The organism is Natronoarchaeum sp. GCM10025321, assembly GCF_042663585.1.
Classification (GTDB): Archaea; Halobacteriota; Halobacteria; order Halobacteriales; family Natronoarchaeaceae; genus Natranaeroarchaeum.
In genome coordinates, this window is sequence record NZ_JBHTAN010000006.1 from 2,723,185 (window position 1) to 2,735,291 (window position 12,107).

At 61.8% G+C, this 12,107-nt stretch carries 14 protein-coding genes; 3 read left to right on the plus strand and 11 right to left on the minus strand.

Features of this window, described 5'->3' with window-relative positions:
* Positions 1–11: 11 nt before the first annotated feature.
* Positions 12–581, minus strand: a complete 570-nt coding sequence (locus ACFQL3_RS16860; RefSeq protein WP_377056416.1) for a hypothetical protein — start codon at positions 579–581, stop codon at positions 12–14.
* A gap of 817 nt (positions 582–1,398) precedes the next feature.
* Between ACFQL3_RS16860 and ACFQL3_RS16865 the strand changes: the two genes are divergently transcribed.
* Positions 1,399–1,992 (plus strand): hypothetical protein, encoded by a 594-nt coding sequence (locus ACFQL3_RS16865; protein ID WP_377056418.1) that lies wholly within the window; start codon positions 1,399–1,401, stop codon positions 1,990–1,992.
* A 141-nt stretch (positions 1,993–2,133) separates the two neighbouring features.
* A complete protein-coding gene (locus ACFQL3_RS16870) occupies positions 2,134–3,006 on the plus strand; it encodes a methyltransferase (protein WP_377056420.1) in 873 nt (290 codons plus the stop codon).
* Here the strand turns inward: ACFQL3_RS16870 and ACFQL3_RS16875 are convergent.
* The 8 genes from ACFQL3_RS16875 to ACFQL3_RS16910 all read right to left on the minus strand — a co-directional run bounded on the left by ACFQL3_RS16875 (position 2,992) and on the right by ACFQL3_RS16910 (position 8,413).
* Positions 2,992–4,101: a glycosyltransferase family 4 protein gene (locus ACFQL3_RS16875; protein ID WP_377056422.1), complete on the minus strand. Its 1,110-nt coding sequence runs from the start codon at positions 4,099–4,101 to the stop codon at positions 2,992–2,994. The genes ACFQL3_RS16870 and ACFQL3_RS16875 overlap by 15 nt on opposite strands.
* Entirely contained in the window at positions 4,102–4,479 is a 378-nt protein-coding gene (locus tag ACFQL3_RS16880; RefSeq protein WP_377056424.1) for a 6-pyruvoyl trahydropterin synthase family protein, read from the minus strand.
* Positions 4,480–4,521: 42 nt separating this feature from the next.
* Positions 4,522–5,289 carry a CDP-alcohol phosphatidyltransferase family protein gene (locus ACFQL3_RS16885; protein WP_377056426.1) on the minus strand — a complete coding sequence of 256 codons (768 nt, stop codon included), beginning with the start codon at positions 5,287–5,289 and terminating at the stop codon, positions 4,522–4,524.
* Positions 5,286–5,621, minus strand: a complete 336-nt coding sequence (locus tag ACFQL3_RS16890; protein ID WP_377056428.1) for a hypothetical protein — start codon at positions 5,619–5,621, stop codon at positions 5,286–5,288. Before ACFQL3_RS16890 ends, ACFQL3_RS16885 begins: the two co-directional genes overlap by 4 nt.
* Complete coding sequence (locus ACFQL3_RS16895) at positions 5,618–5,989, minus strand: DUF7475 family protein (protein ID WP_377056430.1); 372 nt, start codon at positions 5,987–5,989, stop codon at positions 5,618–5,620. Before ACFQL3_RS16895 ends, ACFQL3_RS16890 begins: the two co-directional genes overlap by 4 nt.
* A gap of 111 nt (positions 5,990–6,100) precedes the next feature.
* Complete coding sequence (locus tag ACFQL3_RS16900) at positions 6,101–6,637, minus strand: hypothetical protein (protein ID WP_377056432.1); 537 nt, start codon at positions 6,635–6,637, stop codon at positions 6,101–6,103.
* 1 nt (position 6,638) lies between these two features.
* Positions 6,639–7,628 (minus strand): zinc-dependent alcohol dehydrogenase, encoded by a 990-nt coding sequence (locus ACFQL3_RS16905; protein ID WP_377056434.1) that lies wholly within the window; start codon positions 7,626–7,628, stop codon positions 6,639–6,641.
* Positions 7,625–8,413 (minus strand): GTP cyclohydrolase IIa, encoded by a 789-nt coding sequence (locus tag ACFQL3_RS16910; protein ID WP_377056436.1) that lies wholly within the window; start codon positions 8,411–8,413, stop codon positions 7,625–7,627. Before ACFQL3_RS16910 ends, ACFQL3_RS16905 begins: the two co-directional genes overlap by 4 nt.
* Before the next feature lie 152 nt (positions 8,414–8,565).
* On the opposite strand from ACFQL3_RS16910, the gene ACFQL3_RS16915 reads away from it, so the two are divergent.
* Positions 8,566–10,083 (plus strand): flippase, encoded by a 1,518-nt coding sequence (locus ACFQL3_RS16915; RefSeq protein ID WP_377056438.1) that lies wholly within the window; start codon positions 8,566–8,568, stop codon positions 10,081–10,083.
* Positions 10,084–10,113: 30 nt separating this feature from the next.
* Here the strand turns inward: ACFQL3_RS16915 and ACFQL3_RS16920 are convergent, their stop codons facing one another.
* Positions 10,114–10,950 carry a phosphatase PAP2 family protein gene (locus ACFQL3_RS16920; RefSeq protein ID WP_377056440.1) on the minus strand — a complete coding sequence of 279 codons (837 nt, stop codon included), beginning with the start codon at positions 10,948–10,950 and terminating at the stop codon, positions 10,114–10,116.
* A 216-nt stretch (positions 10,951–11,166) separates the two neighbouring features.
* Positions 11,167–11,664 carry a helix-turn-helix domain-containing protein gene (locus tag ACFQL3_RS16925; RefSeq protein ID WP_377056442.1) on the minus strand — a complete coding sequence of 166 codons (498 nt, stop codon included), beginning with the start codon at positions 11,662–11,664 and terminating at the stop codon, positions 11,167–11,169.
* Positions 11,665–12,107 lie beyond the last annotated feature (443 nt).

The following is a 12,107-nucleotide window of genomic DNA, read 5'->3' on the forward strand; positions in this document are numbered from 1 at the left end:
CCCGGAAATCACTAAATAGATAGAATTGAGACAAAGACCCCCAACGCGATCCAGACGACTCCACTGTAGGTATATGCCCTATGGAGACCATCATCAAACAGTCGGGCCATTACCAGCTTTTTAACAGCTCCACTTCGAGTATTCGGGGTCCCGACCTTCCCATTGTTTTTGATCTCAATCTGGTATCCTGTACTCGTGGAGGACACTCTTTCTAATTCACCATCGATCTCTCCGTAAGCTAATTCATGACAGTATCGAAAACCCTCCAAGACAGCGCTATCGCGGGTAACTGACCCTCCATCAAACCATTCTCGCGCACTATCTATTTGTTGAGCTTCTGGCACAAGGCGCTGTAGATAATCACGAGGGAAACCTTTCGGCATATTCGGGGTCACTAAGAGCATAGCCCCGATACCGTTCATAATCGCCCCGGCTATTGTGAGAAGGGATGAGATGTCTGTGTTCGTGACCGAGCTAATGATGAAAGCGATAAAGCTGAACAATGCTATCAAGATAGGAATGAGAACAGTCCGTGTTGGGACTGATAAATTCACATCGCGGGATGGTGCTGTTCCTCCCATTATTGCTCAAATTTCAGCCATTCATTATAAGTACGTGTGTTAGAAGTAGGACGAACAGTTCCCGTTGACACAATTCGGATTTTCGCACCGCCCTAAGAAATGATCAAGAGAGCGGTCCGGTGCCATCAATCCCAGTGGCCAGGGGTGGTTCTGTAGATTGTCTTCCGGAACGTGCTCCTGTGGCTCCCGAGAATGTATCATCGCTTATTTATAGGCTCGTGTAGTGATTTCGGGATGAGAAGGACCGGAAACGGTCGAGAACCAGCAATAGTAGCCTTGAAGCGTCCGATTTGGTCCGGTATCGGCCAGGACCTTGGTAAGGACGAGAGCCCGGGTTCAAATCCCGGCCTAGGCTTTCTGTGATGACCGTAGCTACGTAGCGAAGGCTGTATCCGAAATCCGAATCACGCGAGTCCCCCCAACTCGCAATCCGGTTCAGATCCCGCCCCGACTTTTCGACGACGTCGCCGTCCACCCCTGAGTCCCCCCCGAAGCAATCTGTCGATCCAGCGGTCTTGCGCGAGACGCGAAAGTCACACTCCCGGCCCGAGAGTGTGAGAGCGCAGAACCCAGTGAGCAGGTCTGACACTGTCTAGATCCCCCTCGAATCGTTCAGAGACCGGTTTCGGGGTGCCAAATGACGGTAATTGCATCGTTCTCAATATATCGTATTGGTATCCGTTCATATATAGTATATTTTCCTCCCCGATTGCGTCGAACATATTTCTGCTAGGTGTACGATTCGTTACTGGACATTGAACAGGCGAGTACGGCCCCGTAACTTATAACACCATCAATACTGTTCCCCCGTTACAGTATGGTGAATCCAGACAAATATACTGACCTGCTGCTGGAGGGCGCGGAGTACGAACTCATCCGCGCGAAACACGGCCTCTTTGCGCACTGGTCGATCGCACAGAAGATCCGTGGCTGTGGCTATCTGCTGTTCGCCGCGTCGGCGACGCTGCCGCTGATGATGTCTCTCCCGGAGTCGGTGACGACTGTCTACTTCGGGTCGGGCCCACTGCTCTCTGAGGTTGCTTTCTCGGCACTCCTGTTGTTCAGCGTGGCCTGTCTCGTCGTCGCAGCGGGTGGACTTGGGGTGATCTCGGCGTACCGCTCCTCACTCGACGATATCTCCGAGAGTCAGGCGTGGTCGCTCGTGGGGTTCGAGGACATCTTCTCCGGCGTCGCATTCATTACTGGACTGCTCGGCGTCTCTGCGACGCTCGCCCTCGCGGCAATCGGCCACGGTGGCATCGAAACGATCGATAGCCTCGCGGCCTCCGGCGTCTACCCGTATCACGACCGGTTCTTTCTCAGCGTAAAAATGCTCACTGCCGGCGGGTTCGCCTTCTGCAGCGGCGCCAACATCTTCGTCGTCGGGAACTTCCTCGAACGACTGGAGTAAGTGCTCGAGGCGCTCGCCGAAGGCGAAAGCGGTATATCGGTTCGGTCGAGCGTACACGCATACGATGACCCGACCACCGCCCTGGAACGCCCGCAGGTTCCCGGGACTCACCAGTTTCGGTCGGTCCGTCTCACGACACTTATGACACGAACGTACTCACAGGAGCGGTATCTGGGCGCGAAACGGACAGTCGACGATCGCTCGCTCGACCGGCACGTCCTCGACGAACTCGAACCCGTACTCGCCGGGTCGACCGAAATCGTGGAGATCGGGGCCGGGATCGGAACGATGCTCCAGCGATTGCTTGACTGGAATCTTCTGCCGGACCGGGTGACCTACACGCTGGTCGACGTCGATGCCGACTCGATCGACGCCGCACGCGAGCGCATCCCCTCCTGGGCGTCGGCGGAGGAATACACTGTCACCGAGGACGATGCGATCACGCTGGCCCGCGGTGAGCAAGAGGTCACAGTCGAGACGGCCGTGACCGACGCCAGGACGTATCTCGCCACCGCGACGCCCGATCTGGTCATCGGCGCCGCCTTCCTCGATCTGCTGGAGTCGGCGGAGATAGACGAACTGTTCGAGCGGCTTCCCGATGGCTGTCACTGTTACTTCCCGATCACGTTCGACGGCGGGACGACGTTTCAGCCGCCGGTCTTTCCGGCGTTCGACGAGCACGTCGTCGAGCGCTACCACGAGGACATGCGCCGACGGGAGAACCCGGGCGACCCACACGCTGGCCGACATCTGCTCTCCCGGGTGACGACGGATCACCGACTGCTCGCGGCGGGCGCGTCGGACTGGGTCGTCGCCCCCGAGGACGGCGACTACACGGCCGATGAAGGCTACTTCTTACATCATATCGTCGACACGGTGGCGTCGGCGCTCGCAGACGATTCGGCCGTCGACGGCGACCGTCTGGAGCGCTGGACTGACCGCCGACACGAGCAGATCGCACGCGGCGACCTCGTCTACGTTGCCCACCAACTCGACGTGCTACTGACCGTCTGAGAGCGACTGGAGGAACGCCCGTATCTCGGCCATCGTCTCGTCCCACGTTGGATGCTGTTCCGCCGTGAGGAGAGCGCCTTCGCCGAGGCGTGCTAGCCGCTCGCGGTCGTCGTCGAGGGCGGTGAGAATCGCGGCGATTCCCGCGTCGTGGCCCGGATCGACGACGAAGCCGTTGTGCTCGTGCTCGACGAACTCGCTCGCTCCGCCGACACTGCTGGCAATCGGGACCACGCCGTACTCCATCGCCTCCAGATACACCATCCCGAACGCCTCGTAGCGCGAGGGGACACAACAGACGTGACTCCGTTCGAGAACGCCTTCGAGTGCGTCCGTATCGACTTCGCCGGTGAACTCGACGCAATCCTCGACCCCTCGTTGCTCGGCCGCCCTCACGACGGAGTCGGCGTAGTCGGGGGTCGACTCGTGGCTTCCGACGACGGTTAGCTCCCAGTCTCTCTCCGGTCGTCCCCGTGCCACCGCCGCTACCAGCGTCTCCGGATCCTTCCGCGGCACGACGTTTCCGACGTAGACGATGCGAAGTGGCTCCGCTTTTGCCCGGTCGGTGACCTGCGTCGGCGAGAGCGCGCGCCCGTCCGTCCGGCCGCCCGGGCGAGCGACGAGACTCGGCTTACCGGCGAGTGACGGGGCTAGCTCGCTGGCGTGAGTCCGGATGAACGCGCTCGTGCTGATCGCCGCATCGACCGAACCGAGAAACCGCCGCTCGAACGGTCGGTACAGCGATGCGAACTGCCCAGTGGGGTCGTCGGACTGAAGATGGTGGACGAGCGCGACGGTCGATCCCGGTTCCGAGAGATGGCGGTTCTGCCGCCACAGCGAGGGGTGACAGAGACCGTCCTGAACGAGGACGTCGACGGGGCGGTCCAGTTTCGAGCGGATCGACGGGGCAATACCGTCGAGGACCCCCCGGTGATAGGAGCGCCAGGGGAGCGATATCACGTCGACGGTGTCGCCCTGTTCCCGGAGATACGAGACGAGTTGGCGGTCGTAGCGGAACCCACCGGAGGTCGCGTCCAGGTCGCCGTAGATGACGAGACCGACGTGCATCGGTGCGGACTGCGTGCTGGCTCCCGCCACTCAGAGCGTCCGTTCGTGGGTGACGGTCGCGACGTCGTCCTCCTGCAGTGCCACCGTGAGTCGCGTTGCTGTCTCTGGCTGCAGTCGTTCGAGTAGTCGGTCTCCGAAGATCCGTGCGAAACGCTCCGCGCTGGGGTTCTGTCCCTCGAACGCTGGCAGGTCGTTGAGCGTCTCGTCGCGGAACTCCGCGACCGTCGCCTCCAGGCTGTCGATGACTGCATCGATGTCGACGAGATAACCGTACTTGCCGAGTTCCGGTCCCTCGAAACTGACCTCGACGGTGAAATGATGGGAGTGTAGCGTGCCCTCGGGGCCTGGATCGGGGACTGTCAGCCAGTGCTGTGCGACGAACGAGTGCGAGACCGAAACGGCGTACATACCCTCACTTTGACCGCGAAGGCTTAAACCCGGCCCCGATGGTCAGTCCGATCCCGGAAGTCGCCCCGAGACGACCAGCCAGTCCCGCGTGAAGTTGAACAGGAACGGTGCCAGTACGAGCCATGCAAGCAGTCTGGAGATGGACCCTCCGGGCGTCGGTAGCAACGCCAGCCAGATGGTCAGCATTGCAGCACCGCCAAGCCCGCGTCGGAGATTGCTCTGATCGAGGTCGTATACCTCGCGTCCGCGCTGTTGTCGATAGTGAATCCCCCCGACGAACGCGTAGCGAGCGATGCCGACCACCGCGAACACTACCGGTACCACGTCGTACCGAACCGCGAGTACCGACCCGACGAGGACCGTGAGCGCGTCGATTTCGACGTCGAGGCGCTCCCCACGTTTGGATTCACAGTCGAGTCGTCGGGCGATTGCCCCGTCGAGGGCATCCACCGCGGCGGCGACTGCGAACAGGAGGCCAGGTAGCCACACCGCCCTGCCGTCCGGCGATGGGGCTAGCAGAAACCCCGCAAGCATGACCAGTGCGCCACCCCGCCCGACCGTCACCCACGTCGCGAGCGTGATCGGTTCCGGCCCGACTTCGCGCCGGGCAAGCCGAAACGCCCGCCGCGTCGTCGCCAGCACGACGACTAGCCCTCCGACTACCCCGACGACATACGATCCGGTCGGGCCCGCCTCCCAGAGGAGATGGAGGCTACCAAGTCCGGCCAGCACGAGCACGGCGGTGACGACTCCGGTGACCGACCAGTGGTGCCGACGCCTGTCTACGCCCTCCCGGAGATCAGCCCTCACGTCGGATCTCTCCGGTCGATGTCGCCGAGGTCCGGATGCTCGCGGTGTACCTCGTCGACGGCGTCCCGTGCCTGCTCTCGCACTCGATCACGGACCTCCTGGCACCGCCGGTGCCGACGATGGATCAGTACGGGCACCGATTCGACGTCGACGACTGCGAACGGGTTCGCGTCGGTGTAGCCATCCGGTCTGACGCGTCGCCGAAGTCGGTGGGCACGACGCAGTATCGAGACGGGAATCCGCCGTGCCAGCGGCTTCGTGATGCGGTTTCGGAACCCTACCACCAGTTGCCCGCGGAGTCGCGTTCGACGGGTGATCGGCTCCTGACTCACGACTCACGCTGATAGAGAATCACGAGTGCGACGATCAGAACGACCTGTGCAACCTTATCGACGATGTCTGCTGACCCGAGGTCCGCCAGACTACCGGGCTGATTGACCTGATACCAGGCGATGATCTGAACCAGCGTATACGGGATCCCGACGATATAGAGCAGACTTCGCCGGTAATCGACCAGCACCAGCACGACCGCTCCGACGAACCCGCCCGTCGCGAGCAAGAAGAGGACGCCCATGTAATGGGGAAAGAACTCTACCCCGAGCACGAGGTGAACGAGTGCACTCACGATTGCCATCCCGATGGCGATCCAGTGTAGCGGGGTCAGCGAGTCGAGCGCGAAGGTGCGGTCCGTGGTACTCATAACAAAGTGTTTGGCTGATACGACAAATCCCTTTGCATAGGGGCACTGATTCGTCCGCGCTCGGCGGGCCATCGCGCCGATTCCAACGGCAGGTCGGATCGTCCCGACATCTTACTCGATCGACACGTCGTCGAGTAGCTTCCGGAGCCGTCGTTTTCCCTCGGCCGGATCGTAGCCTTCCTGTCTGATGTGGGCGAGCGGGGCGACGTCGGGATTGCGCTCCCAGTGACACCAGACGTCGGTCCGACCGTCAGACGTGGGAAACAGCCTGACGTGTAGTTGGTAGTCGCCAGTGGCGCCCTCCGGTTTGTACGAACAGCTAGCCACCTCGTACCGAGTTCTCCCGGCGCGCTCGTAGGCGTGGAGATACGCCCGGAAGGTCTGTTCGAACCCGTACTCCTCGACCAGTAGTTCGCGTGCCGACTCGGGCGAACGGTCCCAGACGCCGACGTACTCGCTTTCGGGTGGCGGCAGCACCCGGAGCGGCCTCGGCACGAGCGAGTCGGGGAACTGGTTTGATAGCCGGGCCCCGTGGCGGCGGACCTGCCAGACGGAAACCGATTTGAACAGTCGCCAGGCCAGGACGCTACCGAGTAGCGCCAGCACCGATCTCATCAGCACGTTCCGTGCCGTCGTCTTCGAAGCCATCTCAGTAGGTAAATACCACCTGCAGCGCCGATTCGGCTCGATCGTCGAGCAGTTCGTAGGCGGCCTCGGCGTCCTCGAACGGGATACGGTGACTGATGAGGACCTCCGTATTCATCCGTTCGAGCCAGTTCAGTGCGGTATCGAATCGTCGCTCGGTGTCCCATCGCCCGCGGAGTTCCGGATCGATAGTGCTCACCTGGCTGGAGACGAGTTCGATCCGGTTGCGGTGGAACCGTCCGCCGAGGTCGATCGGGGCCCGCTTGGTGCCGTACCACGACCCGACGACGATCCGCCCGTCGTACCCGACCGTCTCGATGGCGTCGTCGAGGACGTCCGGCTGACCCGATAGCTCGACGACGAGGTCCGCCCCGCTAACGCGGTCCGGGATCGCTTCCGGTGGACATACCATGTCGGCCCCGAACTCCGCTGCCAGCGCTCGCCGGTTCTCGATCGGATCGACCACGACGAGTTCGGCGAGCGGGAACTCGGCCAGCAGTCGCGTCGTACAGAGCCCGACGGCTCCGGCACCGAACACCACGACTCGCTCCCCGAGGCGTGGGGCACTGTCCAGGGTGAGATTGGTTGCGGTCTCCACGGTGGGCAACAGCGTGGCGTGCTCCGTCGAGATGTCTGGTGGTATCTCGATAACGACGTCGGGACGTGTCGTAAACTGTGTCTGGTGAGGATTGAACGAGAACACGTGTTTCCCGATCCAGTCGTCGTCGACGTCGCGCCCGGCGTCAATCACCTCGCCGACCGCGGCGTAGCCGTACTGGACCGGATAGGAAAAATCCCCGTCGAGGCTCTCGATACTCTCATCGACTGCCGTCTCGCGGGGCGTTTCGTCCCGGTAGACGAGCAGTTCGCTCCCCGCACTGACCGCCGAGAACCGCGTCTGGATCAGCAGTTCGTCCTCGTCCGGGCCATCGATTTCGATGGGTCGCGTCTCCACGGTCTGCTCGTCGGTGAAGTACAGGGCTGCTTCGCTCATTGATCGATAGTCGCTCGGGGACCGAACCGACGGAGCCGGGTCCCCGTCTCCCGACACTCTTCGAGCGCCAGTTTCGCGCGGTAGCCCGCCTCGTGGGCGGTCTCTCCCTCACCGATCCCGACCTGAAGATCGATGCCGGTCGTCGACTGGACGTGCTCCCGTGCGCTCTCGAAGGCATCGGAATCGAGCGACGGACAGAGCGCGATGATGTTGTCTCCTCCGACGAATCGGGCGATCCCGCCGTGTTCCTCGCGGAGGTACGACGCGAGGGAGACGGTGGCGCGCTGGATCGCAAGCGAGGTCTCGCCCGCGGCTTTCTGATCCGTGAACTCGCCCGTCACGTCGACGACATCGAAGTGTGCGACGGTTAACTCCCCCTGAGAGCTATTCGTCCCGCCTTCCGTCGCCAGCCGTTCGGTCCGGTCCGCGTCCTGTGCGCTCCCTTCCTCCTGCAGGGCTTGCGAGGCGGCGCCGAGCGCCTCGGTCGGCGTCCCCCCGACGCCGATTCCGACGCTGACAGTCACCGGATACTGGTTTCCCACCTGCTCCTGAAACCGTTCGTGATCCCCCTCGGTCATCCCGTTCGTGACGGCGATCATGTTGTCGAACCGGTCGAAGAAGGCGTAGCCATCGAACTTCCCAACGAAATCAGCAAGATCGGCGTACAGCCGTGCCTGCAACGCCTGCAGGTCCGTCTCCCGACGTGGCGACGGCGTCACCGTCCACGGCCCGTAGTTATCCAGTTGGAAAAGTGAGATCTGGATTGCCTCTCGTACTCTAGTCACAGGTGCACGTAGGTTCGGCCTCTAATAACCGGTAGTTTTGCGGCAAAGTAATCTTCGCGGTAGAGGTCCTGAGGGCCGCTATTCTGGCCGTACAAACGGAAATTTGTGATCGAACGACAAGACGGATGTATGCTCGGTCAAAGGCCTCCCCAATGAGTGGTGACGGTGGTGACGAGTCCCGGCTTCGATCGCTGGTCTCGGTTGCCAGGGGAGCCTCGATATACACCGTCGGCAAAATCGTCTCCGATGCTGGAGAGTTCCTCGTTCACCTGCTCGTCTCCCGCTGGCTCGGTGCCGGCCTCTACGGCCTGTTCGCGTACGGCAAGACGCTCGCGTTCACTGCTCTGCTGTTGACGAACCTCGGCTCCGATACGTCGATCCTCAAGTATCTCCCACAGTACGAGGGAGCCCCCGCGAAACGCCGGTTCCTGCTCGGCATCGCGTGGGCAACGTCGTTTGCGGGTGCGCTCGTCGTCTCGACTGCGCTGTTCGTCTTCGCGCCGACGGTCGCCGCGGTCACGCTGGCCGATCCGCAGTTCGTCGCCGTGCTGCGGCTGTTCGCCGGCATCCTGTTTCTTGATACGCTTGCAAACCTGGTCTACGCGACGTTCCGGGCAGTCGAGTTGGTCGAGTACGAGGTGCTCAGCAAACGCCTGCTCAAGCCGCTGCTCCGCGTGCTCGCCGTAGCCTCGGCACTGGCCGCCGGGGCGTCCGTCTACGGCGTCGTCGCGGCGATGGTCGTCGCAAGCCTGCTGACGCTCGCAGTCGCCGGCTATCTCTTCGTCAGTCGACTCGACGTCTGGCCGACCCTGGGAGGTCCGCACGCGAACCGCAAGACGGTCAGAGAGTACTACAACTACTCCCTGCCCCTGACCGCCAAGGAAGCAGGCACGGTCATGCAGAGTCGCATCGACGTGTTGATGGTCGGCTTCTTCCTCTCGTCGACGGCCGTCGGCATCTACAACGTCTCGGTGCTGGTCTCCGGCCTGCTGTACGTCCCGCTGCTCGCGTTCAATCAGCTGTTTCCCCCGGTCGCGGCGCGGCTACACGCCAACGACGACCGCAAGGATCTGGCGGCCGTCTACGGTGCGATCACTCGCTGGATCTTCACCGCTAGCCTGTTGCTCGGCGTCACCGCCATCGTCTTTCGCGTCGAGATTCTCGGGCTGTTCGGCCCGGAGTTCACCGCGGGAGGCCTCGTGCTGACGCTGTTCGTCGTCAGCCAACTGTTCAACTGTGCGACCGGGCCCAGCGGCTACCTGCTGATGATGACCGATCACCAGTACGTCGTGATGGTGAACGAGTGGACGTTCGGTGTCGCAAACGTGGCTCTCAACGTCGTGCTCATCCAGCAGTTCGGCTTCGCCGGTGCGGCGGCGGCGTCCGCGAGCGTGCTCGCCGTACTGAACCTGACGAAGGTGGCCGAAGTGTGGTACTTCGAGGGGCTCCATCCGTACTCTCTGTCCTTTCTCAAGCCGCTCCTTGCGGGTGCGGTCGCGGCGCTCGGGATGCTGGCCGTCCGAGCGGCGCTTCCACCGATCCCCGCTATCGCCGCGGGGCTTCTGGTCGGTATTGCGCTGTACGGCGGTGCACTCTCACTGCTCGGGATCGAAACGGTCGACCGGCGGACTTACGCGCTGGTCGCTGGGCCAGCGGACGAGAACGCCTGACGGGAGTTTCCTGGTGCAGACGCCTTGATGCTATCGGCTTTCAGTGGGGTGGGCACGGTCGACGAGCGCCCGCGCCGCGTAGACGCTCACCACAGCCAGCACGCCGCCCGCGAGGACGTCGACGAACCAGTGGATCCCCAGATACATCGTCGCGAAGATGATGCTCACGCAGAGGCCCGACGCGATCGTCGTCCAGCGCGGGAAGTCGTCGTGGGTCGTCATCGCCACGAGCAGGACGGTCACCGACAGAGCGGTGTGCAAAGAGGGGAAGACGTTCGTGTGCGTGTTGACCTGGGAGGTCAACACCGTGATGTCCGGGAAGAGGTCGAGCATCGGTTCGCCGACCGAGGCCGCCTCGGCCGTATCCGCGCTGTGGTTTCGCGGGCCGTAGGCGACGATGGTCGCGTAAAACACCACGGCGATGGCGTAGTTGATGGTGTACGCCGTGATGAGGGTCCGTAGCGGTGCGAGCGAATCGGCAAAGAGGTACGCGACCAGCGGAAAGACGAGCAGGACGACGTAGCCGAAGATGTAGATCGGCGAGAAGAAAAACACCGCAGCGTCGGGGAACAGCCCCTGAAGCGAGGAGACGAAGTCCCCCTCGATAGCGTAAAACAGCGCGGTCGCATCGACGCCGTAGGTGTGCGAGAACGATTCGATATACCCCTGTAGTCCCTTGTTGATCAGGAGGATGAAGGCCAGAACACCAGCGTACGGAGCGATCCCGCGCAGACGGCCAACGAGCCACTCCCGCTGGTCGACGGCCATCCGAAGCCGTTCGGCGTCGACACACACGTAAAGTAGGGCGGTAAGGGCGGCCCCGGTAACGGCGACGACGACCGCCAGGAGCGCGGCGAGCAGCATCATTCGTTCGGACCTATTTCTGCGGAGATATGAATCGCTCGCTTCCAGAGGTTGGTGTGTCCGACATCCCCAGCAGTGGGCAGTCCCGTGCTGATGATGGCACACACACGGACCTGTTCACAACCGATCTGGGATGCGTCCGACTCGTGTTCTCAGGACTGCCCGCCGGCCGATGGGATCGGTGCCGTCCGATTCGCATTATACTTCAGAAGTAGTTACTCACTTTGGAAGCCACTGCCGCTTCCTGTCCGAGGCGTCCTCGACAAACTCGGGGTCCCGTGCCGGGTCGGGGTCCCGATACACCAGCCCTGCATCCCTCAGAAGTCGCCGACAACTGCCCAGCGAGTACGTCACGTCGTGGGCCTCCTCGACGTGCTGTTGCACCAGTTCGGGTGTCCAGGTGGGCCGTTCGTAGCCCGATTCCCGTGGCGGTTCCTGTAGCCGATCCAGTAGGGTCGTCAGCGCGTTGCCGGTCAGTTTTGCGGGCCGGCCGGATCTGTCGTCGTCCCGCGCGGCCGCAACCGGGTCGTCCGGCGATTCCCTGAACCGGGTGAGCCAGTTGTAGATGGTCTTTCGTTCCACGCCGAGCCAGTCAGCGAGTTCGGTCTGGCTCACGCCGTTCTGATGCGCAATCGCCACGAGTACCCGTACTGCCGCTGCCTTCGTCTCGACGGAGTCGAGTGCATCTCTGAGGCTCGCTTCGTCGAGGCTGTCCATAGCTATTCAATGAACTAATTGAGTAAATACTTTTATTAATAATCTCCGCACAGGCTCTTCTAGCGGCATGTCGACTCGCTTCGGTTTGCTGTCCGCTGTTCAGATATCTTCCATTTATACGGACAAAAACGATCAGAATCAGTCACGCGCTCGCTCGAATCATGGTCCCACCTGTGTGCGCCAGTATCGTCACTGATTCCCGGATCGGACCTGTTACTGACTGTCAGTGGTCGTGGTACTCCGAAAAACCTGTCGTCGTTGAAACCACTCAGCTTCGACTCTGTCATTACAGCCATACGAATGTAATCTATCGGTTCTCCGGCTTCCACTTCTTATTGGTTTCACTATTTTATATTCATAAATAAACACTCGGGCAGAGTTCCTGTGCAGGTCCGTTCAATGGCGGGGTCGCGACACCTGCACCCAACCACAGTACACAACGA

Excerpts from the sequence above, each read along its gene's own strand:
- ACFQL3_RS16860 (WP_377056416.1), bottom strand. The coding sequence starts at position 581 with ATGGGAGGAACAGCACCATCCCGCGATGTGAATTTATCAGTCCCAACA.
- ACFQL3_RS16865 (WP_377056418.1), top strand. The coding sequence starts at position 1,399 with ATGGTGAATCCAGACAAATATACTGACCTGCTGCTGGAGGGCGCGGAG.
- ACFQL3_RS16870 (WP_377056420.1), top strand. The coding sequence starts at position 2,134 with ATGACACGAACGTACTCACAGGAGCGGTATCTGGGCGCGAAACGGACA.
- ACFQL3_RS16880 (WP_377056424.1), bottom strand. The coding sequence starts at position 4,479 with ATGTACGCCGTTTCGGTCTCGCACTCGTTCGTCGCACAGCACTGGCTG.
- ACFQL3_RS16895 (WP_377056430.1), bottom strand. The coding sequence starts at position 5,989 with ATGAGTACCACGGACCGCACCTTCGCGCTCGACTCGCTGACCCCGCTA.
- ACFQL3_RS16900 (WP_377056432.1), bottom strand. The coding sequence starts at position 6,637 with ATGGCTTCGAAGACGACGGCACGGAACGTGCTGATGAGATCGGTGCTG.
- ACFQL3_RS16905 (WP_377056434.1), bottom strand. The coding sequence starts at position 7,628 with ATGAGCGAAGCAGCCCTGTACTTCACCGACGAGCAGACCGTGGAGACG.
- ACFQL3_RS16915 (WP_377056438.1), top strand. The coding sequence starts at position 8,566 with ATGAGTGGTGACGGTGGTGACGAGTCCCGGCTTCGATCGCTGGTCTCG.
- ACFQL3_RS16920 (WP_377056440.1), bottom strand. The coding sequence starts at position 10,950 with ATGATGCTGCTCGCCGCGCTCCTGGCGGTCGTCGTCGCCGTTACCGGG.
- ACFQL3_RS16925 (WP_377056442.1), bottom strand. The coding sequence starts at position 11,664 with ATGGACAGCCTCGACGAAGCGAGCCTCAGAGATGCACTCGACTCCGTC.